At 72.3% G+C, this 22,196-nt stretch carries 21 protein-coding genes; 14 read left to right on the top strand and 7 right to left on the bottom strand.

Annotation, left to right across the window (positions count from 1 at the left end; translation table 11 throughout):
• Positions 1–64 precede the first annotated feature (64 nt).
• The gene (locus F6W97_RS11290; protein ID WP_155370199.1) at positions 65–832 is read right to left on the bottom strand and encodes a hypothetical protein; all 768 of its coding nucleotides are present in this window, start codon (positions 830–832) and stop codon (positions 65–67) included.
• Positions 833–1,055: 223 nt separating this feature from the next.
• The gene (locus F6W97_RS11285) at positions 1,056–1,964 is read right to left on the bottom strand and encodes an NmrA/HSCARG family protein (protein WP_155370198.1); all 909 of its coding nucleotides are present in this window, start codon (positions 1,962–1,964) and stop codon (positions 1,056–1,058) included.
• Positions 1,965–2,172: 208 nt separating this feature from the next.
• Between F6W97_RS11285 and F6W97_RS11280 the strand changes: the two genes are divergently transcribed.
• The 4 genes from F6W97_RS11280 to F6W97_RS11265 all read left to right on the top strand — a co-directional run bounded on the left by F6W97_RS11280 (position 2,173) and on the right by F6W97_RS11265 (position 5,631).
• Positions 2,173–3,579 carry a cytochrome P450 gene (locus F6W97_RS11280; RefSeq protein WP_155370197.1) on the top strand — a complete coding sequence of 469 codons (1,407 nt, stop codon included), beginning with the start codon at positions 2,173–2,175 and terminating at the stop codon, positions 3,577–3,579.
• Positions 3,580–3,618: 39 nt separating this feature from the next.
• On the top strand, positions 3,619–3,855 hold the full coding sequence (locus F6W97_RS11275) for a hypothetical protein (RefSeq protein ID WP_155370196.1): 237 nt from the start codon (positions 3,619–3,621) through the stop codon (positions 3,853–3,855).
• A 134-nt stretch (positions 3,856–3,989) separates the two neighbouring features.
• A complete protein-coding gene (locus F6W97_RS11270; protein WP_155370195.1) occupies positions 3,990–4,958 on the top strand; it encodes a ketopantoate reductase family protein in 969 nt (322 codons plus the stop codon).
• A gap of 109 nt (positions 4,959–5,067) precedes the next feature.
• Positions 5,068–5,631 (top strand): hypothetical protein, encoded by a 564-nt coding sequence (locus F6W97_RS11265; RefSeq protein ID WP_155370194.1) that lies wholly within the window; start codon positions 5,068–5,070, stop codon positions 5,629–5,631.
• Here F6W97_RS11265 and F6W97_RS11260 read toward each other — a convergent pair.
• Both F6W97_RS11260 and F6W97_RS40065 read right to left on the bottom strand, forming a co-directional pair.
• Positions 5,579–6,070: a (R)-mandelonitrile lyase gene (locus F6W97_RS11260; RefSeq protein ID WP_155370193.1), complete on the bottom strand. Its 492-nt coding sequence runs from the start codon at positions 6,068–6,070 to the stop codon at positions 5,579–5,581. The genes F6W97_RS11265 and F6W97_RS11260 overlap by 53 nt on opposite strands.
• Positions 6,071–6,080: 10 nt before the next feature.
• On the bottom strand, positions 6,081–6,395 hold the full coding sequence (locus tag F6W97_RS40065) for an MmyB family transcriptional regulator (protein ID WP_230686585.1): 315 nt from the start codon (positions 6,393–6,395) through the stop codon (positions 6,081–6,083).
• Between F6W97_RS40065 and F6W97_RS40060 the strand changes: the two genes are divergently transcribed.
• The 7 genes from F6W97_RS40060 (at position 6,388) to F6W97_RS11220 (ending at position 12,162) form a co-directional block, all read left to right on the top strand.
• Positions 6,388–6,669, top strand: coding sequence for an aldo/keto reductase (locus tag F6W97_RS40060; protein ID WP_230686584.1), 282 nt, complete (start codon positions 6,388–6,390; stop codon positions 6,667–6,669). The two genes, F6W97_RS40065 and F6W97_RS40060, sit on opposite strands and share 8 nt — an antisense overlap.
• 148 nt (positions 6,670–6,817) lie before the next feature.
• Positions 6,818–7,648: an LLM class F420-dependent oxidoreductase gene (locus F6W97_RS11245; protein ID WP_155370190.1), complete on the top strand. Its 831-nt coding sequence runs from the start codon at positions 6,818–6,820 to the stop codon at positions 7,646–7,648.
• Positions 7,645–8,058 (top strand): TIGR03668 family PPOX class F420-dependent oxidoreductase, encoded by a 414-nt coding sequence (locus F6W97_RS11240; protein WP_155370189.1) that lies wholly within the window; start codon positions 7,645–7,647, stop codon positions 8,056–8,058. The genes F6W97_RS11245 and F6W97_RS11240 overlap by 4 nt, the downstream gene beginning before the upstream one ends.
• A 128-nt stretch (positions 8,059–8,186) precedes the next feature.
• On the top strand, positions 8,187–8,510 hold the full coding sequence (locus F6W97_RS11235; RefSeq protein ID WP_155370188.1) for a plasmid stabilization protein: 324 nt from the start codon (positions 8,187–8,189) through the stop codon (positions 8,508–8,510).
• A 108-nt stretch (positions 8,511–8,618) separates the two neighbouring features.
• A complete protein-coding gene (locus F6W97_RS11230; protein ID WP_155370187.1) occupies positions 8,619–9,143 on the top strand; it encodes a PadR family transcriptional regulator in 525 nt (174 codons plus the stop codon).
• 32 nt (positions 9,144–9,175) lie between these two features.
• On the top strand, positions 9,176–9,856 hold the full coding sequence (locus tag F6W97_RS11225; RefSeq protein ID WP_155370186.1) for an ABC transporter ATP-binding protein: 681 nt from the start codon (positions 9,176–9,178) through the stop codon (positions 9,854–9,856).
• A complete protein-coding gene (locus F6W97_RS11220; RefSeq protein WP_230686583.1) occupies positions 9,853–12,162 on the top strand; it encodes an ABC transporter permease in 2,310 nt (769 codons plus the stop codon). Before F6W97_RS11225 ends, F6W97_RS11220 begins: the two co-directional genes overlap by 4 nt.
• A 119-nt stretch (positions 12,163–12,281) precedes the next feature.
• Here the strand turns inward: F6W97_RS11220 and F6W97_RS11215 are convergent, their stop codons facing one another.
• Positions 12,282–13,001, bottom strand: a complete 720-nt coding sequence (locus F6W97_RS11215; protein ID WP_155370185.1) for a hypothetical protein — start codon at positions 12,999–13,001, stop codon at positions 12,282–12,284.
• Positions 13,002–13,102: 101 nt separating this feature from the next.
• Between F6W97_RS11215 and F6W97_RS11210 the strand changes: the two genes are divergently transcribed.
• Both F6W97_RS11210 and F6W97_RS40570 read left to right on the top strand, forming a co-directional pair.
• Complete coding sequence (locus F6W97_RS11210) at positions 13,103–14,167, top strand: alanine racemase (RefSeq protein ID WP_155370184.1); 1,065 nt, start codon at positions 13,103–13,105, stop codon at positions 14,165–14,167.
• Positions 14,168–14,484: 317 nt separating this feature from the next.
• Positions 14,485–15,945 carry an FG-GAP-like repeat-containing protein gene (locus tag F6W97_RS40570; protein ID WP_407924567.1) on the top strand — a complete coding sequence of 487 codons (1,461 nt, stop codon included), beginning with the start codon at positions 14,485–14,487 and terminating at the stop codon, positions 15,943–15,945.
• Positions 15,946–15,996: 51 nt separating this feature from the next.
• On the opposite strand, the gene F6W97_RS11200 is transcribed toward F6W97_RS40570, so the two are convergent.
• Positions 15,997–19,272, bottom strand: coding sequence for a DUF2961 domain-containing protein (locus tag F6W97_RS11200; RefSeq protein ID WP_155370183.1), 3,276 nt, complete (start codon positions 19,270–19,272; stop codon positions 15,997–15,999).
• 75 nt (positions 19,273–19,347) lie between these two features.
• Positions 19,348–20,175, bottom strand: coding sequence for a phosphatase PAP2 family protein (locus F6W97_RS11195; protein ID WP_155370182.1), 828 nt, complete (start codon positions 20,173–20,175; stop codon positions 19,348–19,350).
• Positions 20,176–20,376: 201 nt separating this feature from the next.
• Between F6W97_RS11195 and F6W97_RS11190 the strand changes: the two genes are divergently transcribed.
• Positions 20,377–22,134, top strand: coding sequence for an aminotransferase class V-fold PLP-dependent enzyme (locus F6W97_RS11190; RefSeq protein ID WP_155370181.1), 1,758 nt, complete (start codon positions 20,377–20,379; stop codon positions 22,132–22,134).
• Positions 22,135–22,196: the final 62 nt, after the last annotated feature.

Below are 22,196 nucleotides of genomic sequence, written 5' to 3'. Positions count from 1 at the left end.
CCGTCCCGGGTCTGCGTCCAAGTGTGGTCGAGGTCGGAGGATGGGCTCGTATTGCCTGCTCCAGCTACCAGGTCACCGGCTTTTCGAGGTATCGGCCCGCGACCTCGCCTCGGTATGGGGTCACCCGAATCGGATAGCTCTTGCCCACGCCGCAGGTCTGGTTCGTCAGTTTCCTGGTGCCGTTGGCGGTGTCGGGGAATGTGGCGCCGTTGACGAGGATGCGTACGCCACCGGCGCCCTTCGAGGTCCATGTCACCGTGATGTCACCGAGGCCGACGACACAGCTGCCCCTGGTCACGGTGAGCGCCGTGGTCCGCGGCGAGTCGGGCCATCTGCCGTGGTAATCGCGGCGAGTGCCTGACGCCGACCCCTTCTGCGGGACGGCCCTGATCACGAACGAGGTGTTCGGCTCGCAGACGAGCTGGAAGGTGGCGGAAGTGCCGCCAGCGTCGTAGCCGCCGAGGAAGTCGGTGGACTTGGGGCCGTAGAGCTGAACGTTGTCACCGCGGGCGATGCTCCACTTGACGTCGACGTAGCCGATCCAGCCGCCGGCGTCAGTGAACTCGTCGCACCGGATACCGGTCACGGCCAGGTTGGTGATGGTCGGCCCGGTCGGTGTCGAGGGCGGTGCCTTGACGGTCGGCTGCGTCGGGGCGACGGTCTGGGCCTGTGCGGACGCCGGTGCGTCGCCGGGTGTGGCGGAAGGGCCGAGCGTGAGCTGCACCTGCGGACTTTTCGCGGCCGGGGCATTGTCGGAGCAGGCGCCGAGCGCCATCGTCAGCACGGTGGCCGCAGCGAGTGCCAGCGGGCCGAGCCGACGCGGCGTGGACATGCGGCCGCGGTCGCTTGGCGGGGATGCGGCGACTTCACGCCCCGGCCATGGCCGCCGAACGTACCGCGGTCTCATCTGCACTCCCTCATACGTGACTGATCGGCGTGCCGAAGTCTAGGAAGCCCACGTCGCGGCGACATCGGTGCTGACACCTAACGCTGGAAACAGGCGGAACACCATCAGCTGGGCGAATACGGCGTGGGAGCGGTGCGGTCGCAGCCGGTCAGGCGACCCAGCCACCGAAGGGCAGGTGGCCGCCGCGCCAGGCGGTGGTCGTGCCGATCCAGGTCTCCAGCGTCATCAGGTCCGGGTGCAGGTCGAACAGAGCGGCAGGCTTCGGCACCGCGGGGCGGGAGTCGATCCAGGCGAACATTCGGGCCAGCTCGGGGTCGAAGGCGCGCAGGCTCTCGGCGGGCAGCCGGGCGAACCGGCCGGGCAGGCCCGCCGCGCGACCGAAGGCGGCGGCCGCCTCCGGTCCGGTGAGCACGTCGCCGGCGATCTCCAGGACGGTGTCGCGCAACCGGTCCGGGTGTTCGAAGGCGACGGCGGCGAACTCGCCGATGTCGTGGGCCGCGATCAGCGGCAGCGGCGTCTGCGGGTGCAGGGCCAGCGGCAGGATCACCTCACGCGCCACGATCGCGGGTCGGGTCAGCGTGGTGAAGGTCTCCATGAAGGTCACCGGCCGCAGCACCGTCGCGGGCACGCCCAGGGTGCGGATGCGGTTCTCGATGGCGGCCTTGCTGTCGTAGAAGGAGATGTCGGTGCCGCTGTCCGCGCCGAAGACCGAGCTGTAGACCAGGTGCTCGACCCCGGTCCGGACGGCCTGCTCGACGACGGAGAACCCGCGCCGCTGCTCCGCCGCCACGCCCTCGGCGGTGACCAGCGGCCCGTTCAGCACGGGCAGCGCGAGGAACACGCCGTGCACGCCGCTCATCGCGGCAGTCAGCGACCCGGGGTCGTCGAGGTCACCCGGCACCAGCCGCGCTCCGGTGGCCCGCAGCCGCTGCGCCGTGGGCGTGCCGGAATCGCGGACCAGCGCCCGCACGTCCCAGCCGCGTATCAGCAGCGCTCTGGCCGCCGCGCCGCCCTGCTGACCGCTCGCCCCGATCACCAGCACGGTCCTGTCATTCATGATCATGTCGACCCCCGTCGTCACGTTCGCGGAAGCGGTTCGAGCGCCCCATACAGTTGACGCCTTCCCCCGCCGGTAGGTGGTGGCGCGGATGAGGAACTTCGTGCCGATTCGGCCCGGTGCGGTCGACCGCCAGGCGACGATCAGCGCACGCCATATAGCCGTTCGACGATGCCTGCGTCATCGAAGGGCGTCATAGTCTGCGCAGATGACGGAGCGTAGACCCCGCATGTTCGACATGTCACTGCGCCTGGACGCCGCCGGGCCCAAGGGCGTGCCGCTGGTCAACAACCTGAAGTTCATGGCGACCTCCGCCGACTACGCCACCCGGGTGATGGCCCCGTTCCACGACCAGCCTGTCATCCCCGTCACCCGTGGCCACGGCTCCGTCGTGCTGGTCACCGGCGAGCAGGCGGTGCGTCAGGTGTTCACCGACAACGACACCTTCCACCGCGCCGGCGAGGAGCTGTTCGACCTGCCGAAGGGACGAACGTTCTCCGGCATGTTCGACGCGGTGATCACCGCGAACGGCGACGAGCACCGCCGCCGGCGGCGGCTGCTCATGCCCGTGGTCCAGAAGTCCGCCATGGACCACTACCGCGAGATCTTCGCCGATACCTTCCACCACAGCAGGTTCGCCGACGCCGCCGCGTGCGACGAGCCGTTCGACATGGCCGCGGAGTTCCTGGAGATCTCCATGACGAACCTGCTGCGGGGCATGCTCGGGCTGCCGGACAGCGCCGAGAACCGCGAACTGGCCGCGCTGATCCTCAGCCTCACCGCGTCGATCACCCACCCGGCCGTGATCCTGTTCCGCCACGATGCCGCCTGGACCCCGTACGGGCGCTGGGTGCGGCGGGTCGCGGCCGCCTACGAACGGCTCGCCGAGCTGATCGAGCAGCGCCGGCAGGAACCGCCACGGTGGGACGCGCTGTCCATCGTCTGCAACACCACCGGCGAGGACGGCGAACGCCTGAGCACCTCGGAGATCGCAGGGGAGCTGCACGCCTTCTTCTCGGCCGGGTTCGAGACCACCGCGCTCACGCTGACCTGGGCACTGCTCACGATCATCGCCCGCCCCGCGGGGTCCGGCACGGCCGGACCGCTCGGGCTGGACCTGACCGACGAGACCGTGCTCGACGCCGTGGTCAAGGAGTCGCAGCGCCTGCTGCCCGCCGTGCCGATATCGCTGCCCCGGCGGGTGGTGCGCGACGTGGAGATCGCCGGATCCGCCGCCGTGCCGCGCGGGGCGATGCTGTGGGCCGCCTCGATCGTGGAGCACCACCGGCCGGAGTCCTATCCCGAGCCCGAGGTGTTCCTACCCCGGCGCTGGCTCGACGCGGCGACCGGCCCCCGCCCGCACGAGTTCTTCCCGTACGGCATAGGCGCGCGCCGCTGCCTGGGCGCGGCCTTCGCCGACCTGCAGGTGCGGGTCACCCTGGGACTGCTCGCCAGACAGCGCCGGCAGCCGGAACTGCTCACCCGCGAAGTGGCGTACCGGATGAGATCGGGTGTGTCCGCGGCCCCGCGCGGGCCGGTGCTGGTGCGGCTCGGACCGCCCGGCGCGGACCGCACCCCCGTCACCGGCGGCGTGACCGCGTACTGGCGGCAGTGACCGGGCATAACCGCGCCGCGCCCGGGTATCGGGCCCGGCATGACGGAGACTGTGCAGACCCGCGGCGACGGCCACGACGAGATCCTCGCCCTCGACACCAACGGCGACGGGCAGCCCGACCTGTGGGCCATCGACACCGACGGCGACGGCAAGGCCGACCTGTTCCAGTCGGACACCGACGGCGACGGGCAGCCCGACGTGACCATGGTCGACCTCACCCAGAACGGCGAGATGGACATCATCGTCGACGGCGACGGCGGCCACCCGGTGGAGTGACCCGCCCCCTTGACGGCGCACACCGGCCCCAGCCCGGCCGGTGTGCGCCGCGGTGGCCGCCGGGCACGCCCCGTTCCGGCGGCCACCGTCCGCCGGGAGCACCGCCCCCGCCGCAGCCCGGGTAGGTTGGCCGGATGCGGTTCATCGTCTACGGGGCCGGCGCGGTCGGCGGCGTGCTCGGCGCGTGCCTCCACCGGTCCGGCCGGCAGGTCGTCCTCGTCGCCCGCGGCGCCCATCTGGCCGCGCTGCGCGAGCACGGGTTGACCCTGCAGGACGTCGGCGGTGAGCGCACCATGGCGATCCCGGCCGTGTCCGGCCCGGCCGAGATCGGCTGGCAGGACGGCGACGTCGTGCTGCTCGCCGTGAAGGGCCAGGACACCGAGGCCGCGCTGCGCGAACTCGCGGCGTACGCGCCGGCCGCCACCCCGGTCGTCAGTCTGCAGAACGGCGTCGACAACGAGCGGCAGGCCCTTCGGATCTTCGAGCACGTGTACGGCGTCTGCGTCATGTCGCCCACCACGCACCTGACCCCCGGCATCGTCCGCGCGGACTGCCACCCGGTCCCCGGCCTGCTCGACATCGGCCGCTTCCCGTCCGGCACCGACGCGACCGCAGAGTCGATCGCGGCCGCGTTCCGAGCGGCCGGGTACGAGAGCGTGCCGCGCCCCGACATCATGCGCTGGAAGTACGGCAAGCTGCTGCGCAACGTCGGCAACGCCGTCGACGCGGTGTGCGGCCGGACCGCGGGCGTACGGGAGATCGTCGGCCGGATCCGGGCCGAGGCGGCGGCCGTGCTCGACGCGGCCGGGATCGCGTACACGCCCGAGGACGAGGACGACGAGCGCCGTGCCGACATCCTCAAGGCCGCCGTCGCCGACTCCCGTGGCGGCGGCTCGTCCTGGCAGAGCCTCGCCCGAGGCACCGGACACATCGAAGCCGACTATCTCAGCGGCGAGATCGTGCTGGTGGCACGGCTGCACGGGCTGAGCGCGCCCTACAACGAGAACGCCCGACGCTGGGCGAACCTGTTCGCCCGCGAGGGCCGCGCACCGGCCTCGCTGACCCCGGGGGAGTGGCTGGCCACCCTGCCCGCGGACGCTTAGGCAGAGACCCGACCTGCCGCCCTGCCCGGACGCATGTGACCAAATGATCGGTGCTTGCCGAGGCGTCGATTCGCCCCGGCGCGCTCAAGATCCAAAGTACAGTGGCGGGATGGTGGACGGGGCGTACCGCGACTTCCTGGCCGCGCTCGCCGGGACCACCGGGGCGCTGACGGGACTGCTGTTCGTCGCCATCTCGGTGGCCCGGATCAACACCTCCAAGCACCGGCTCACCCGGCAGGTCCGCGCCGGAGCCGCGCTCATCGCGTTCACCAACGCCCTGGCGGTCTCCCTGTTCGCCCTCGTTCCCGGTACGAACATCGGCTACCCCGCGATCGTGGCGGGGGCGGTGGGCCTGCTGTTCGTCGCCGCCGCGGTCCGGTCCATGCTCACCGACCGCCCGAACCTGTGGCAGGGCATCCGGCAGCTGGCACTCATGCTCCTGCTGCTGCTCATCTTCGGCATCGAGCTCGTCTGCGGATACGCCGTCCTGCGCGCGCCCGGCGACGGCACACCGCTGGACCTCATCGGATACGCCCTGGTGACCTTGGTGATCATCGGCATCGCCCGCTCCTGGGAGCTGGTCGGCGGCCGTGACACCGGCCCGCTGGCGTCGGCGGCGATCATCGTCGGCGGCCGGCCACCGCCGCTGCCGGAAGACCGCGCCGACAACTGAAGCGCCGGTCGGCTGGTGTCGGAGCACCGGCTCCGGGCCGACCCGCGCTCCGGTGCAGCTCCTCCGGGACGGGTTCGAGCCAGGTGGTGGGGTCGCCGCCGTCGGGCAGGGTCTCCAGCATGGCGAGGTGGCTCATGAAGGTGTCGGCGGTCGCGCCGTGCCAGTGTTCCTCGCCCGGCGGGCAGACGACCGTGTCACCGGCGCGGATGCGCAGCACGGTGCCGTCGCGAGTGCCGACGAGTCCGACGCCTTCGGTGACGTGCAGCGTCTGGCCCACGGCATGGACATGCCAGTTGGTGCGGGCGCCCGGAGTGAAGCGGACGAGTGCGACCGTCAGGTGCGACGGTGCGGTGGCGCTGTGGATGGGCGTCAGGTAGACGTCGCCGGTGAAGTTCTGTGCTGGCGTCTTGACGGTGGCCGCGACCGGCTTCAGTTCCATGATCGGCTCCTCATGCCTGGTGAAGGTCGGCGTTCGACGGGGCGGTCCAGCTGGCGAGGAGGTTCAGGGCTTCCTGGGACCGTGAGCCGGGTTCGGCGGTGTAGGCGTTGAGGCGCAGGCCCGCGTCGGCGGTCACCTCGAGGGATTCGTAGGCCAGGGTCAGGTCGCCGACGTCGGGGTGGTGCAGGCGTTTGACGCCGGTGCGGTGCTGGCGCACGTTGTGCGCGGCCCACGCGGTGCGGAACCGTTCGCTGCGGGTCGACAGCTCGCCGATCAGGTCGGTCAGCGCCCGGTCGTACGGGTCGCGTCCGGCTTCGGTGCGCACCAACCTCGCCCGCAACCTGCACATCGCCGACGAGGTGCAGGCCGTCGCGGACCAGGTCGGCGCGACCCCGGCGCAGGTCGCGCTCGCCTGGCTGCTGACCAGGGGCGGCGACGTGGTGCCCATCCCGGGCACCAAGCGCGTCGACCGGGTGGAGGAGAACACCGCCGCCGACGCCGTCGAACTCGACCCCGCGCAGCTCGCCGTGCTGGACGGGCTGACCCCGGCGGAGGGCGGCCATCACACCGAAGCCCAGATGCAGATGATCGAACGTTAGTCCGCCCGACGCCTGGCGCAGCGTGCCGACGACCGCCGTCGACCTGGCTGAAGCGGAACGACCTGCACAACTCGTGACCGCCGATATGCCGGTTAACGACCGTTACAAGTGCATATGCTGACTGGCGGCTGCACGGACGGGGGACGGTATGGAGTTCGGCGTCGGATACTTCCCGACCCATGACGGCATGAGTCCGGGCGAGGTGGCCCGGCTAGTCGAGGACCGCGGTCAGAACGCGCTGTTCTTCGCCGAGCACAGCCACATCCCCGCCAGCCGGGAGAGCCCCTACCCGGGCGGTGAGATGCCGCCGAAGTACTGGCACAGCTACGACCTGTTCGTCGCGCTGACGGCTGCCGTGGCCGCGACCTCGCGGCTGCGCGTGGGCAGCGGCATCTGCCTGATCATCCAGCGCGACCCGATCCACACCGCGAAGGCCGTGGCCAGCGTCGACCACCTGTCGGGCGGGCGGTTCGAGTTCGGGGTCGGGGCCGGCTGGAACCGCGAGGAGATGCGCAACCACGGCACCGATCCGAAGGTGCGCATGGCGATCCTGGCCGAGCGCGTCGAGGCGATGAAGGAGATCTGGGCCCGGCACGAGGCCAGCTACGCGGGCGAGCACGTGAACTTCGACCGGATCTGGTCGTATCCGAAACCCGCGCAGTGGCCGCACCCGCCGATCCTGGTCGGCGGCACCGGCCCGACGGTGCTGGACCGGGTGCTGGCCTTCGGCGACGGCTGGCTGCCGAACTGGGGCGAGGACGCCGCCGTGCTGGACCGCATCGCGCAGCTGCGCGCCCGTGCCGAACGGCCGGTCCAGGTGCAGGTCATGTCCGTGCCGGCCGACCCGGGCGTGCTGGCGCAACTGGACCAGGCCGGGGTGCGCCGGGCCATGCACTGGCTGCCGTCCGGTCCCGAGGCGGTCGTGCAGCGGGCGCTGGACGACTGGGAGCGCGCGATCGGCACGTACACCAAGGGATGAGCACGGCCCGGCAGCGGTTCGCGTCCGCCCGGGTCGCCCGGCTCGCGACGGTCGGCCCGTCCGGCGCGCCGCACCTGGTGCCGGTGGTCTTCGCGCTGGCCGGGGACACCGTCTACAGCGCCGTGGACCGCAAGCCCAAACGCACCCTCGCCCTGCGCCGGCTGGCGAACGTCGCAGCGGATCCGCGGGTGTGCCTGCTCGCCGACCACTACGCCGACGACTGGTCGGCGCTGTGGTGGGTCCGCGCCGACGGCACCGCCCGAATCCTGGCCGCCGATGAGTCCGAGGCGACGACCGCCCTGTCCCTGCTGGCCGAGCGCTACCCGCAGTACGTCGCCCAGCCGCCGCCGGGTCCGGTGCTGGCCGTCGACGTCACCCGGTGGACCGAGTGGAGCGCGGCCGGCGGTTGACGCCGGCGACGTAGTCCCAGGTCAGGTGGACCGTTCGGATCCGCGGCGGGCCGGGTTCGCGCGACGATGGTCGAGGTGAGTGCCTTCGCCCCGGCGCCGTGCCGGTGGCCTCGTGGAAGGGGAACGTCATGCCGCAGGACCCGGAGGAGAAACGCGACCGCCGCCGCAAGCACGTCACCTCGTCGGTGCGCACCATGGAGCGCAAGGTCGGCGAGGCGGAGGCCAAGGCCAGCCGGGTGCCCGGCACCGAGGAGATCCTGGCGATGGAGGCCAAGCGGGCGCGCGCCAGGGCCAAGAAGGAGATCAAGTCCGGCCGGATGCTGTCCATGCCGCCCGCACCGGCGGCCGGTGAGCTCAGCCGGGACGAGCTGTACGAGGAGGCGCGGCGGCGCAACATCAAGGGCCGCTCCTCGATGACCAAGGCCCAACTGGAGCACGCGCTGCGCCGCTGACGCCGCCTGCCTGGCGCTGACCTGGTCGAACGCTCGAGCCGTGACGTACGCTGCGGTAGGCACGACACGTATACACACGATGTATACGCGTGGTGTACAGTCCTCCGCATGTCGATCGGTCACTCATTCCTCGGCCTGCTGGAAGGCCGGCCCCGACACGGGTACGACCTCAAGCGCGCCTACGACGAGCGCTTCTCACCCGGCCGCCCCCTGCACCACGGCCAGGTCTACGCCACGCTGTCCCGCCTGCTCAAGAACGGCCTGGTCGTCGTCGACGGCCTCGAACCGGGCGAGGGCCCCGAGCGCAAGCGCTACGCGGTCACCGACGCCGGGATCACCGACGTGCAGGAGTGGCTCAGCCAGCCTGAGAAGCCCGAGCCCTACCTGCAGAGCGTCCTGTACACCAAGGTCGTCCTCGCGCTGATGACCGGCCGCCCCGCCGACGAGATCCTCGACGTGCAGCGCACCGAGCACCTGCGCCTGATGCGCGAGGTGACCCGCCGCAAGACCGGCGGCGACCTCGCCGAGCAGCTGATCTGCGACCACGCCCTGTTCCACCTCGAAGCCGACCTGCGCTGGCTCGAACTGACCGCGGCCCGGCTCAACGAGCTGGCCGCCCGCGTGCGCCCGTGACCCTGGACCACCCCCGCAAGGAGAACCACCCCATGACCGAGCCCCTGCTGGTCGGCACCGACCTGTTCAAGATGTACGGCACCACCCCCGCCCTGCGCGGCTCCTCCCTCACCGTCCGGGCCGGGGAGATCGTCGCCGTGATGGGCTCCTCGGGCTCCGGCAAGTCGACGCTGCTGCACTGCCTGGCCGGCATCGTGCGCCCCGACGACGGCACCGTCGTGTACGCCGGCCGCGAGATCTCCGCGATGTCGGACGTGGAGCGCAGCGCCCTGCGCCGCCGCGACTTCGGCTTCGTCTTCCAGTTCGGCCAGCTCGTGCCGGAACTGACCTGCGTCGAGAACGTCGCGCTGCCGCTGCGGCTGGACGGGGTGCGCCGCAAGGAGGCCGAGCGCCGCTCCCGCGAGTGGCTCGACCGCCTTGAGGTCGGGGACGTGGCGGGCAAGCTGCCCGGACAGATCTCCGGCGGCCAGGGCCAGCGTGTCGCGGTGGCCCGCGCCCTGGTCACCGAGCCCAAGGTGGTCTTCGCCGACGAGCCCACCGGCGCCCTGGACTCCCTCAACGGCGAGCGGGTCATGCAGCTGCTCGGCCAGGCCGCCCGCGACACCGGCGCGGCCGTGGTGCTGGTGACGCACGAGCCGCGCGTCGCCGCGTACGCCGACCGGGAGGTCGTGGTCCGTGACGGCGCCTCGCTGGACCTGGAGCGTGTCGCGTGACACCGTCCTGGCTACGGGAACTGCTGCTCGGGGCGCGCATGGCGCTGTCAGGCGGCCGGTCCGGGCTGGCTCGCGCCGCGCTGACCGCCGTCGGCGTGGGCCTCGGCGTGGCGATGCTGCTGGCCGCCGCCAGCATCCCGCACATGATGCAGGCCCGCGGCGACCGCGGCGCCGCCCGCGCCGACCAGAACTACGGCATGCAGGTCGAACGCACCGATCGGAGCACGCTGGTCGGACTCACCGACATGCAGTACCGCGACCAGTCGATCCGCGGCCGGCTGGTGCAGGCCGAAGGCGCCGACCCGGCGCTGCCGCCGGGGCTGACCGCGCTGCCGGGCCCGGGTGAGATGGCCGTCTCCCCGGCACTGGCCAGGCTGCTGCTGTCCCCGGAAGGAGCGCTGCTGCGCGAGCGGCTGCACTACCCGACGACCGCCGTCATCGCCGACGAAGGACTGCTCGGCCCCGCGGAGCTGGCCTTCTACCTCGGCGCGGACGACCTGGCCGACGACGTCGGCGGGGTGGGCCGCCGCAACTCGTTCGGCGACGAGAACACCTCCGAGGGCCTGGACCCGGTGCTGCTGCTCCTCGTCGTGATCATCTTTGTGGTGCTGCTGTTGCCGGTCGCCATGTTCGTCGCGTCGGCGATCCGCTTCGGCGGCGACAGCCGCGACCGGCGGCTGGCCGGCGTACGCCTCGTCGGCGCGGACACCGGCATGGCCCGGCGCATCGCCGCGGGTGAGGCCATGCTCAGTGCCCTGCTCGGTGTCGCGACCGGAGCGCTGATGTTCTATGCCGGCCGGTCGTTCGTCGGTTCGATCGAGCTGATGGACATCAGTGTCTTCCCCTCCGACGTCCAGCCCGATCCCGTGTTCGCCGCGCTGATCGCGTTGGCCGTGCCGACGGCCGCGGTCGTGGTCACCGTGCTGTCCCTGCGCCGCGTCATGATCGAACCGCTGGGCGTGGTGCGCCGGGGCGGCGACACCCGGCGCAGGCTGTGGTGGCGTCTGATCATGCCGGTGCTCGGCGTGCTCCTGCTGCTGCCGCTGATGGGCAGCGTCAGCAAGGAGAGCGAGGGCTTCAGCGAATGGCAGGTCATCGGCGGGGTGTGTCTCATCCTGCTGGGTGTCGCCACCCTGCTGCCCTGGCTCGTGCAGTCGGTCGTCCGGCGTCTGCACGGCGGCCCCGTCGCCTGGCAGCTGGCGATCCGGCGGCTCCAGCTCGACGGCAGCATGTCGGCGCGCGCCGTCACCGGCGTCGCCGTCGCGGTCGCGGGAGCGATCGGCCTGCAGATGATGTTCGCCGCCGTCGAGGCCAACTACCAGCGCTTCAGCGGCCAGGACCCGACCCGCGCCCAGGTGTACGCAGCCGTCGGCCTGCCCCACGGCTGGTCTGACGCGGCCACGGTGACCGCCCGGTTCGCGGCCACGCCGGGCGTGACGTCGGTCGGCTCCCGCAGCATCCTCACCATGGAGCTGCCGCCCAAGCCGGACGGCGACATCCCGAGCGCGCCGCTGGTCCTCGCCGACTGTGCGGAACTGCGCCGGCTCGCCGAGATCGGCGACTGCGCCGACGGCGACGCGTTCGTCGTGGACAACGCGGAATTCCAGGCGCCCGCGCCCGGGACCGCGGTCACGATCCGTGACGAGTCCCTGGCCGAACCCTGGACGGTCCCGGCCGGGGCACGCCGGGCGCGGCCGCTGACCGACCCCGTCAACGGGACGACCGCCGGGGTGCTGGTCACGCCCGCGGCCCTGCCCGCGGCAGTCGTCGGCCGGCCGGGGTTGTCGCTGCAGACGCTGATCGCCGTGGACCCGGCCGCGACCGACGCGGTCGACCGGGTGACCAACACCCGGTGGGAGGCCGACCAGCTCGGCGCGACCTGGGAACTCAACCCGACCGTCGTCGACAACAAGTTCGCCCAGATCCGGCGCGGCCTGTACGCCGGGGCCGCGGTGACCCTGCTGCTGATCGGCGCGAGCCTGCTCGTGGTCGTGCTGGAGCAGCTGCGCGACCGGCGCAGGCTGCTGGCCGTGCTGGTCGCGTTCGGCACCCGTCGCCGCACCATGAGCTGGGCGATCCTGTGGCAGACCGCGGTGCCGGTGGTGCTCGGCCTGGTCCTGGCCTGCGCCGCGGGCCTCGCCCTTGGCGCGGTGCTGTTGCGCATCATCGGCGCGCCGGTGGCGATCGACTGGACCGGCATCGGCGTGGTGTCCGCACTGGCCGGAGCGGTCATCCTGCTGGTCACCGCGCTGAGCCTGCCGGTCCTCTGGCGCCTCATGCGCGCCGAGGGCCTGCGCACCGAATGACGGCCCGACCGGGCCGGTGAAGATCGCTCCGTTCGGACCGAAGATCGCTGTTTCGGGTCAAGACCTGCTGTTCCACCGCAGGTCTTGACCCGAAACAGCGATCATGTGCCGCGCCGGAATCAGCGGCGGGCCACCGTGAGGCTGGAGACGCCGGCCACGGCGTCGATGTCGTAGCGGTCGGCCGCGGTGTCCCAGCCCGCCGGGGCGAACACCGTGCCACCGGCGATCCCGGTCCGTCGGGCGCCGTCGACCGTGACGTTCGCCGCGCCGCCGCCCGCGGTGACCCGCACCGGCACGCCGTCCGGCGCACGCACCACGAACTCGCTCGCCCCACCGGCCATGCGCACCGTCACCGGCCCCTCCGGCCGGGGCAGGATCGTCTCGATGCGGCTCGAACCGGCGGAGAAGTCCAGCCCGGCCACCCGGCCGCCGCCCAGGTCCACCAGCGTCTCGTTCGCGCCGCCGGAGAAGCGCAGGTCCCAGCGCACCCGCTGGTCGAGCAGGATCTCCACCGCGGCCGGCCCGTTCTCGCCGGTGCTGTTGAGGTGCAGCTGGTGGCGGCCGCCGGACTCGACGACGTCGGGTGCGATGCCCGAGTGGTCCGGGGTGCTGATCCGGTAGAGGTCGTCGCCCAGGTCGGCGGCGCGCACGGTGACCGTGGTCGCGCCGCTGACGACGGTCAGCGAGGCCGCGTCGCGATCGCCCCGCTCGGCGGAGACCAGGTGTGCCCGTCCGAGGCCGTCGCGACCGCGCTCGGGGTCATCGTCGTCGTGCCAGGGGGCGCACCCGCTCACCAGCAGGGTCAGGGTCAGTCCGGCCAGGACGGCGCGTGCTCTCATGATCGGCCGATACCCGGCCGCGTGCGCGGCTACACGGCGACATGGCCGGGCGTTTGCCCGCCGTGCGCCGCGAGCGCCGGAGACGATGGCAGCATGAGACCATGACGCCGCTGCCCACCCCTTACGTGTCCGTCGATGTCGACGTGCTGGACCGCAACATCGCCCGGATGGCGGCGTTCACCCGCGAGCGCGATCTGTCGCTGCGCCCGCACGCGAAGACCCACAAGTGCCTGGAGATCGCCCGGCGGCAGCTCGCGGCGGGGGCGGTCGGGCTCACCGTGGCGACGGTCGCCGAGGCCGAGGTGTTCGCCGCGGGCGGCTGCGAGGACCTTTTCATCGCGTACCCGCTGTGGGTCGACCAGGCGCGTGGCGCTCGACTGCGCGAGGTGGCCGCCCGCGCTGCGGTGCGCGTCGGCGTTGACTCCGCGGAGAGCGCCCAGGCGCTGGCCCGCTACGCGGGCCGGGACGTCGAGGTGATGGTGGAGGTCGACAGCGGCCACCACCGCAGCGGCGTGCGCCCCGCCGACGCAGGCACGGTCGCGCTCGCTGCGGACAAATCGGGCCTGCGGGTACGTGGCGTGTTCACGTTCCCGGGCCACGGCTACGGACCGGCGCTGGCCGAGGGCGTGGCCGCCGAGGAGGCCGTGGCGCTGGCCGACGCCGCGGACGCGTTGCGGGCGGCCGGGTTCGACCCCGACGTGATCAGCGGTGGGTCGACGCCCACGGCGTCCTGGAGCCACGTCCCGGCGCTCAACGAGATCCGGCCCGGCGTTTACGTCTTCAACGACGCACAGCAGGTCGAGCTCGGTGTCTGCGACTTCGAGGACGTGGCGCTGAGCGTCGTTGCCACGGTGGTCAGCCGATCCGCCGACCACGTGATCCTCGACGCGGGCGGCAAGGTGCTCGGCGCGGACCGGTCCGCCTGGGCGACCGGGCACGGGCGGCTGCCCGACCTGCCCGACGCGCGCATCACCGCGCTGTCCGAACACCACGCGACAGTGACCGTGCCGCCGGGCGCGGAACTGCCCGAACGCGGCAGCAGACTGCGCGTCGTGCCGAACCACGTGTGCGCCACCGTCAACCTCGCCGACGAGCTGATCGTCGTCTCCGCCGGCGGCGCGGTCGTCGACCGGTGGGCGGTCGCCGCGCGGGGGGCCAACACGTAGTTCCGGCCAGGTATGGCCTGGTGAGGCCGGATGAGCGTTTGCTCGTCCGGCCTCTTTCGTGTCCGGTGGCCGCGGCAGCGGACCCGCCGCGGGCAATCGGTGAAGAAATTCTTTCTTGTAATCGATTTCACCGGTTGATAGTTTCAACCTGATCGATCGACGTAGGTGGATCACGCGCGTTCCGCGGCGGACGCCGTGGCCCTGATCGTCCGCCGCTCGGCGGCGACGCGTCGCACTCCCTCCACACCCCTGAGGACGTGATCGTGCACCCCCCATCGGCACGTTTGCTGGCCCGCGCCCTGGCCGGGCTGATCGCCCTGGCCTCGGTCGTCGTCGCCCCCGCCGCGGCCTGGGCCGCGCCCAACTTCAAGGCCCCGTTCCCGTGCGGGCAGCGGTGGACCTACAGCCATCACAGCGCCGAGGTCCGCCAGGCCCTCGACTTCGTACGCGCCGACGGCGGCGTCACCGGCGGCACCCCCGTCGTGGCGTCCGCGGCCGGCACGGCCTACCGGTTCTCGCAACCCAGCGGGGCCGGCAACTACATCGCGATCGAGCACGGCGGCGGCTGGAAGACCTACTACTTCCACCTCACCTCCTATTCGGTGCCCGACGGCGCGTATGTGCAGCAGGGCCAGCAGATCGGGATCACCGGCACCACCGGCAACTCCTCCGGCCCGCACATCCACTACGAGCAGCTGCTCAACGGCGTCGGGCAGGTCATCGCGATCAACGGGGTGTCCCTGGCCCCGTACCCGGGCTCGTACAACCAGCGCTACCTGACCAGCGACAACTGCGGCGGCACGCCGCCCGGTCCGAAGCTGTTCGGTGGCTCGCCGACGGACTTCTCCGGCGACGGCAAGGACGACATCGTGTTGTTCACCCACGGCTCGCTGGCCGACGTGTACGTGTCGACCTCGACCGGCAGCGGTTTCGCGGGCACCTCGGTGAAGTGGAACGACTTCTTCGCGCTGACCGGCGAGACCCCGCTGACCGGTGACTTCAACGGCGACGGCAAGGACGACGTCATCGCGTTCACCCACGGCACCACGGGCACCGCGGCGGGCGACGTGTACGTGGCCCTGTCCACAGGGTCCGGGTTCCTCGGCGGGGCGAAGTGGCACGACTGGTTCGCCCCCGGCGCCGAGGCGCCGGTCGTCGGCGACTTCAACGGCGACGGCAAGGACGACATCGCCACCTTCACCCACGACGCCGCAGGCGACGTGTTCGTGGCGCTGTCCAACGGCTCGTCGTTCGGCGCGGGCGTCAAGTGGCACGAGTTCTTCGCCCCGGCGGGGGAGTTCCCGGCGGCCGGTGACGTCGACGGCGACGGCAGGGACGACATCATCACCTTCACGCAGGGCCCGGCGACGGCGTCCGATGTGATCGTGGGCCTGTCGAACGGCTCTTCCTTCGGGCCGGGCCTGAAGTGGCACGACCTGTTCGCGGTCGGCGCCGAGCAGCCGCGGGTCGGCGACGTCAACGGCGACGGCAAGGACGACATCGTCACGTTCACCTGCAACGCCGACGCCGACGTGTACGCGGCCGTGTCCAACGGCTCGGCGTTCGTCGGGACCACCGTGAAGTGGAACGACTTCTTCTGCACGGCAGGGGAGTTCCCGTACCTGGGCGACTTCGACGGTGACGGCAAGGACGACATCATCGTGTTCACCAAGGGCTCGCTCAACGACGTGTACGTGGGCCTGTCCACCGGCACCGGGTTCCTGGGCGGGGCGAAGTGGCACGACTTCTTCGGCCTGACCGGGGAGACCACGCTGTAGCGAACCGCGACGACGAGGGCGCCCCGGAACACGGGGCGCCCTCGTTCATGTTCAGGACAGCACGAGGCCCGGCCGGGGCAGGTCCGTCGCGGTGGCGAAGTCGTCGTGCCACTTCCAGCCGTTCTGGACGAAGCGGCCGCCGTCCGACAGCGACACGTACACGTCCGCCGCGCTGCCGCCGGTGTAGGTCACCACGTCGGCGCGCCCGTCGCCGTCGAAGTCGGCCACGCCCGGTGTCTCCGCGCCGATCGCGAAGTTGTCGTGCCACTTCCAGCCCGTCTGCACGAACCGCCCGCCGTCGGACAGGGACACGAACACGTCCGCCGTGCTCCCGCGGCTGAAGGCGACCACGTCGTCGCGGCCGTCGTTGTCGACGTCGGCCAGGGTCGGCAGGTCGGTGCCCGCCGCCAGCTGGTCGTGCCACTTCCAGGCGTTCTGCACGAACCGGCTGCCGTCCGACAGCGCCACGAACACGTCGGCCGCGCTGCCGCCGGTGAAGGTGACGATGTCGTCGCGGCCGTCGCCGTCGACGTCGCCCAGCGCCGGGGTCTCGGAGCCGAACGCGAACGTGTCGTGCCACTTGATCCCCGGCCCGAATCCGCTGCCGGTGGACAGCGCCACGTACACGTCGCCGGTGCCGCCGCGGGTGAACGTGACGATGTCGGCCCGGCCGTCGCCGTCGACGTCGCCGACGGCCGGGACCTCCGTGCCGACGGCGAAGAAGTCGTGCCACTTCACGCCCGCGCCGAACGAGGAGCCGTTGGACAGGGCCACGTACACGTCGGCGGCGTCGCCGCGGGTGAAGGTGATGGCGTCGGCCCGGCCGTCGCCGTTGACGTCGCCGGTCAGCGGCACCTCGCCGCTGATCGCGAAGAAGTCGTGCCACTTCGTGTTCGCGCCTAACGAGGAGCCGTTCGACAGCGCCGTGTACGCGTCGGCGGTGTCGGCGCGGGTGAACCGCAGGGCGTCGTCGCGGCCGTCGCCGTTGACGTCGCTGGTGTCGCGGACCCGGGTCGTCGCCGACACCACGCCCGAGGCGGGTCCGGCGTTGCCCGCCGCGTCGAGGGCGACGACGCGGTAGTACCAGGTCTGCTTCGCGGGCAGCGGTCCGTGCCGGAACCCGGTGGCCGACACGGTGCCGACCAGGTTGCCGGGCACGGTCGCCACGTCGGAGGTGCGGGAGGCGTACACCCGGTAGCTCGCCACGCCGACGTCGTCGCTCGCCGCGGCCCAGCTCAGGCTGAGCGCGTGCGTCCGGCCGCCGCCGAGCGTCAGCCCGGTGACCTGCCCCGGCGCGACCGTGTCGGCGAACGGCGTGACCAGGCTCAGCGCCTCGTAGCGGGCAGCCGTCCAGGCCGGCGATCCGGCGACCGGGGTGAGCGTGACCGTGATCGCGGACTTGCCCGCGGTGAGCGCTGCGGGCAGCGCGAACTCGTCGGCCAGCCACCGCTGGGTCGCGTTGCCCAGCGGCTGCAGCCACGTCCCGGCGGACACCCCGTCGACCGACACGGCCGCCTGCTGGCCGGGGGACTGCTGGTCGCCGGTGCGGCGCAGGCGTACCCCCTGGTTGCCGGAGGCGACCGCGAGCCGGAAGCCCACCTGAGCACCCGAGGCCCGCACCTGCCCGGTGACCGTGCTCGGGTCGTCGCCCTCGAACGCCGACACCAGCGGATACTGCGTCGCGCCGCTGTCGGACCAGGCGTGCGCGGATCGGCTGGCCGCATCGCCCGCGAGCACCGTGTCGGTACGCCGCGAAGCGGCCGTGACCTGCGTGTACAGGTATGCCGTCGATCCGTAGTCGGCGGGCATGTCGTTGCCGGGACCGTGCTCGATGCCGAACCGCAGTGCGGTGGTGAACGCGACCGCGTCGCCGATCAGCAGCCGGTAGGCCCCGTCGCACTCGTCGGCGCAGCCGCCGGAGCGGAACTGGTGCGCCGGGTTGCCGGTGAACACCCCGCTGTACTCGCCGCGGTTGAAGTACCAGCCGGACTCGTAGAAGTCCTCGGTGCCCGTGCCGTGCCACGACGGGCTCGGCGACCCGTCGACGTGGATACGCTCGTCGCCCTCCAGGTAGTTGCGGGTGTTGCCGCCGGTGATGTGCCCGCGCATGGTCTGCGTGACGCCGACGAGCCGCCCCCGGCCCGACTGGTCGGCGAGCGTCCAGTCCTGGCCCATGACTGCCTCGCCGCGCGCCGAGCGGGTGCTGAAGTAGCCCGCGTCGCCGGTCGCGGCCAGCAGGTCGGTCCACTGCGCGCCCGGCGCGGAGGTCACCTCGACGCCGACGCCGTTGACGGCCTGCCCCGTGGTGTTGACCAGCTCGACACTCGCGCTGCTGCGCAACGGCATCGGCCACCAGGAGCTGTACCAGCCGCCGGACGCGGTGTCCATGGCGTACATCAGCGCTCGCACGTGCCGTTCGGCCAGGCCGGAGCCGAAGAACTCACCGATCGGGGAGTCCACGGTGCGCCGCCCGTCGAAGGAGATCCGCAGCCGCAGCCCGGCCAGTACCGCCGGGGTGGCGGCGGCGTCGGGCACGCGCAGCCGCAGCGCCGTGATCAGCCGCGGCCCGGCCAGGTTCGCCGCGGTGACCGCCCCGCCCGCGGGGACCGACACGGTGGCGGCGGTGGTCGCCGACCCGGACTGGGCCGGTTTCGGGTCGCGGGTGCCCGCCGCCCGGAGCATCGTGATGACATCGTTGGCCCTGTCTGCTGTGCTGAACGTGGTGATCCCGTCGGCGTCGGCGAACTTCCGGTAGGACACGTGGTGGAACAGCGGATTGTGCTGCGTGGTGATCCGCATCGAGGTCCGGTACGGCATGGGCACCTTGACGGTCACCCCGCCCGAGGTCTGGTCGGCGTTGGTGACCAGCGGGTAGCTGAACGGCGCCCCGAGGTTGCCGTTGACCAGGTTCTGCAGCCCGGTGTCCACGACGGTCACCCCGTCGAGTTCGATGCGGATCCAGCCGGTCGCGGTGACGTTGCCGTCGTCGCGGGTGAACCAGATCGACTGGACCTCGCCGGGCCCGCGGTCCTCGGCGATGACGCAGCCGCCGGACTGGCGCAGGCAGGAGTACGCGCCGCTGAAGCCGTCGTCGTTGGACCCGTCCCGGCCGAAGCTGGAGAACTGCGCGGTGCGCGTGCCGGCGGCCAGGTGCGGCAGCAGGTCGAGCCGCCGGTAGACGTCCCACCCGACCGGTCCCTTGTTCGCGGCGACCGCGAGTTGCGCCGCGGCCGTGCGGGGACTGGCCGGCGCGGCTGCGGCGGTGCTGGTCAGGGCGAGCGCGACGGCCGCCGCCACGATGAGGGCACGCAGGTGAGGAGGGCGCATCCCGGGAACGTATATTCGACGTCCGTGAATGTCAATAAGTGTCAGTGTGTGCCGTGAGGAGTGAGAAAACCTTCACTATCGGGGTTTGGCCGCAGCCCGCATCTGCCAGACCCGGGTCGCCACGGCGATGACGGCGAGCCAGGTCAGGCCGAGTGCCCAGCCGCCGAGCACGTCGCTCGGATAGTGCACGCCGAGATACACCCGCGACAGGCCGACCAGGACGGTGCCCGCCGCCGCGGCCACCCACGCCGTCGCCCACACCGTGCGGTTGCTCGTCAGCATGCACACCAGCCACGCCAGCAGCGCGAACCCCACCAGGGAACTGGCGCTGTGCCCGGACGGGAACGAATAACCGGCCGCGGTGACCACCTGGTCGGGCGGGTTGGGCCGGTCGCGGCCGATGATCTCCTTGATGGCGTACACGATCAGCTGCAGCACTCCCAGCGACAGCAGCGCCAGCACCAGCGGATACCACGAGCGCCTGCGCCACCCGACGACCGCGACCCCGATCACGGCCGCGATGGTCAGCGCGACCGCGCTGCCCAGGTCGGTGACGGCGATCTGAAGGCGGGTCAGGCCCGGGGTGCGATGTCCGGCCAGCCACTCGACGGCGGGCCGGTCGATCACGGTCAGGTCGTCGGCGTCGACCACCGCGTCGAGCACCTCCACGAACACCGACGCCAGCGTGAACACCAGCGCAGCGCCGATCACCAGCAGCACGATCTCGGCGGCGACCCGGGCCGTGAGCCAGGTGAACGCGGCCCGCCCGCGCCGGTCGGAGGCCTGCGTCCAGCGCCGGCCGGCGAGGTACGCGGCACCGGGCCGCACCGCGCACACGACCGCGTACGCGGCCACCACCAGCACCGTCACCACGCCCAGCCCGAGCAGCACGCTCCCGGTCATACCCGCTCCTCTCCGCCGCACGCCATTCGATCAGAGCCACCTGGACGAAGTCTGTTAACTGGCGTCGCTTCCATCGGCAAGTCGACATCGCCGCTGGCCGTGATCCGACTCCCGCGTGGTGGAACGCCGCTTCCGGCGCGCCTACCCTCGGTGCCATCCCGCGGCCCGAGCCGGGGGAGTCCCGAGTCACGGGGAGCGCAGATGCTGACCGTAGGACGCCTGGGAAGACGCCCGCCGCGCCGCACCGGCGACACCGAAGCGCTGCTGGAACGCATCCGCCGCAGCGTGATCGGCGACGACCTGGTCGTGGTCGGCCCGTTCGGGCCGCGGCGGATCGTCTACGCCGACTACACCGCGTCCGGGCGGGCGCTGTCGTTCGTGGAGGACTTCATCCGCCACCGGGTGCTGCCGACGTACGCGAACACGCACACGGAGGCGACGGCGACCGGGCGGCGCACCACGGCGCTGCGCGAGCAGGCCCGCCGCACCATCCACCGGTCGGTCAACGGCGGCGACGGCGACGTGGTGGTGTTCTGCGGCACCGGGGTCACCGGTGCGGTGGACCGCCTGCTGCGCGTGCTGGGCCTGGTCCCGGGCGGGCCGCGGATCGCGGCGCCGGGGCGGCGTCCGGTCGTGTTCGTCGGCCCGTACGAGCACCACTCCAACGAGCTGCCCTGGCGGGAGTCCGACGCCGACCTGGTGACGATCCGCGAGGCGGCCGCCGGCGGCGTCGACCTCGACGACCTCGCCGGGCAGCTGCGGGCGTACGCGGACCGGCCAGTCAAGCTCGGTAGCTTCTCGGCGGCGTCCAACGTGACCGGCATCCTCACCGACGTCGACGCGGTCACCGCCACCCTGCACGCACACGGGGCCCTGGCCTGCTGGGACTACGCCTCGGCCGGGCCGTACCTGCCGATCGACATGAACCCGGCCGGCAACCCGGCGGCGGCCAAGGACGCGGTCTTCCTCTCGCCGCACAAATTCGTCGGCGGCCCGGACACCCCCGGCGTGCTGGTCGCCAAGCGGGCGCTGTTCGCCAACCCGGTGCCGGTGGTGCCCAGCGGCGGCACGATCCTGTTCGTCAGCCCGACCACGGTGTCCTACCACCCGGACCCGTCGATCCGGGAGGAGGGCGGCACCCCGGCCATCGTCGGCGCGGTCCGCGCGGGCCTGGCGTTCACCGTCAAGGACGCGGTCGGCGCCACCGAGATCGCCCGCCGCGAGGCCGGGCACGTGCGCCGCGTGCTCGCCTCCTGGAGCGAGGATCCGCGGATCGAGATCCTCGGCAACCCGACCGCGCGGCGGCTGGCCATCGTGTCGTTCGGCCTGCGCCACGGCTTCGGCCTGCTGCACGGCAACTTCGTGGCCGCGCTGCTCAACGACGTGTTCGGCGTCCAGGCGCGCAGCGGATGCTTCTGCGCGGGACCGTACCTGCACCGCGACTTCCCGATCGGCGACGCCTGGTCGCGCCGCATGGAGCAGGAGATCCTCGACGGGCGCATGGGCGCGAAGCTGTCGTTCGTCCGCATCGGCTTCCCGTACTTCGCCGACGACGCCGTCGTGGACTACCTCGTGCAGGCGGTGCGGCTGCTGGCCGAGCACGCCTGGAGAATGCTGCCGCAGTACGGCTTCGACCCGGTCACCGGACTGTGGACGCACCATCGAGCCCCGGCCGAGCCGCCGCCTTCGCTCACCGAGGTCCTGTCCACGATCACCCCGGGGCGGCCCCGCCCCGACCGCCTCGACCGGGTGCTGGCCAGGCAGCTCGCGGCGGCCCGGGAGATCTTCGCCGCGGCAGGCCGCCCCGGCGTGGTGCCCGGTCCGAGAGCGGGGGAGAGCTGCGCCTTCGAACCGATCCGCTGGTTCCCGCTGCCCGCCGACGGTCCGCCCCGCCCGGACAGCCCGGTCCCGTACGCCTGCCCGCCCGCCGACGGCCAGACCCCGGCAGGTGACCTGTAGGGACTGTGTACCGCCGGTGTAGAGGCGCTGCCTAGCCTCGCCGTCAGTGAGCCCGCACCCGG

The organism is Catellatospora vulcania (assembly GCF_009720385.1).
Classification (GTDB): Bacteria; Actinomycetota; Actinomycetes; order Mycobacteriales; family Micromonosporaceae; genus Catellatospora; species Catellatospora vulcania.
The sequence above is the reverse complement of the archived record's forward strand: the minus strand, read 5'-3'. Positions and strand labels throughout refer to the sequence as shown.

What these genes read in the sequence shown, in the direction of transcription:
- F6W97_RS11210 (WP_155370184.1), top strand. Translation starts at nt 13,103, where the DNA reads ATGACGCCGCTGCCCACCCCTTACGTGTCCGTCGATGTCGACGTGCTG.
- F6W97_RS11195 (WP_155370182.1), bottom strand. Translation starts at nt 20,175, where the DNA reads ATGACCGGGAGCGTGCTGCTCGGGCTGGGCGTGGTGACGGTGCTGGTG.
- F6W97_RS11245 (WP_155370190.1), top strand. Translation starts at nt 6,818, where the DNA reads ATGGAGTTCGGCGTCGGATACTTCCCGACCCATGACGGCATGAGTCCG.
- F6W97_RS11270 (WP_155370195.1), top strand. Translation starts at nt 3,990, where the DNA reads ATGCGGTTCATCGTCTACGGGGCCGGCGCGGTCGGCGGCGTGCTCGGC.
- F6W97_RS11240 (WP_155370189.1), top strand. Translation starts at nt 7,645, where the DNA reads ATGAGCACGGCCCGGCAGCGGTTCGCGTCCGCCCGGGTCGCCCGGCTC.
- F6W97_RS11235 (WP_155370188.1), top strand. Translation starts at nt 8,187, where the DNA reads ATGCCGCAGGACCCGGAGGAGAAACGCGACCGCCGCCGCAAGCACGTC.
- F6W97_RS11280 (WP_155370197.1), top strand. Translation starts at nt 2,173, where the DNA reads ATGACGGAGCGTAGACCCCGCATGTTCGACATGTCACTGCGCCTGGAC.
- F6W97_RS11265 (WP_155370194.1), top strand. Translation starts at nt 5,068, where the DNA reads ATGGTGGACGGGGCGTACCGCGACTTCCTGGCCGCGCTCGCCGGGACC.
- F6W97_RS11190 (WP_155370181.1), top strand. Translation starts at nt 20,377, where the DNA reads ATGCTGACCGTAGGACGCCTGGGAAGACGCCCGCCGCGCCGCACCGGC.
- F6W97_RS11200 (WP_155370183.1), bottom strand. Translation starts at nt 19,272, where the DNA reads ATGCGCCCTCCTCACCTGCGTGCCCTCATCGTGGCGGCGGCCGTCGCG.
- F6W97_RS11260 (WP_155370193.1), bottom strand. Translation starts at nt 6,070, where the DNA reads ATGGAACTGAAGCCGGTCGCGGCCACCGTCAAGACGCCAGCACAGAAC.
- F6W97_RS11290 (WP_155370199.1), bottom strand. Translation starts at nt 832, where the DNA reads ATGTCCACGCCGCGTCGGCTCGGCCCGCTGGCACTCGCTGCGGCCACC.
- F6W97_RS11275 (WP_155370196.1), top strand. Translation starts at nt 3,619, where the DNA reads ATGACGGAGACTGTGCAGACCCGCGGCGACGGCCACGACGAGATCCTC.
- F6W97_RS11230 (WP_155370187.1), top strand. Translation starts at nt 8,619, where the DNA reads ATGTCGATCGGTCACTCATTCCTCGGCCTGCTGGAAGGCCGGCCCCGA.
- F6W97_RS11225 (WP_155370186.1), top strand. Translation starts at nt 9,176, where the DNA reads ATGACCGAGCCCCTGCTGGTCGGCACCGACCTGTTCAAGATGTACGGC.
- F6W97_RS11215 (WP_155370185.1), bottom strand. Translation starts at nt 13,001, where the DNA reads ATGAGAGCACGCGCCGTCCTGGCCGGACTGACCCTGACCCTGCTGGTG.
- F6W97_RS11285 (WP_155370198.1), bottom strand. Translation starts at nt 1,964, where the DNA reads ATGAATGACAGGACCGTGCTGGTGATCGGGGCGAGCGGTCAGCAGGGC.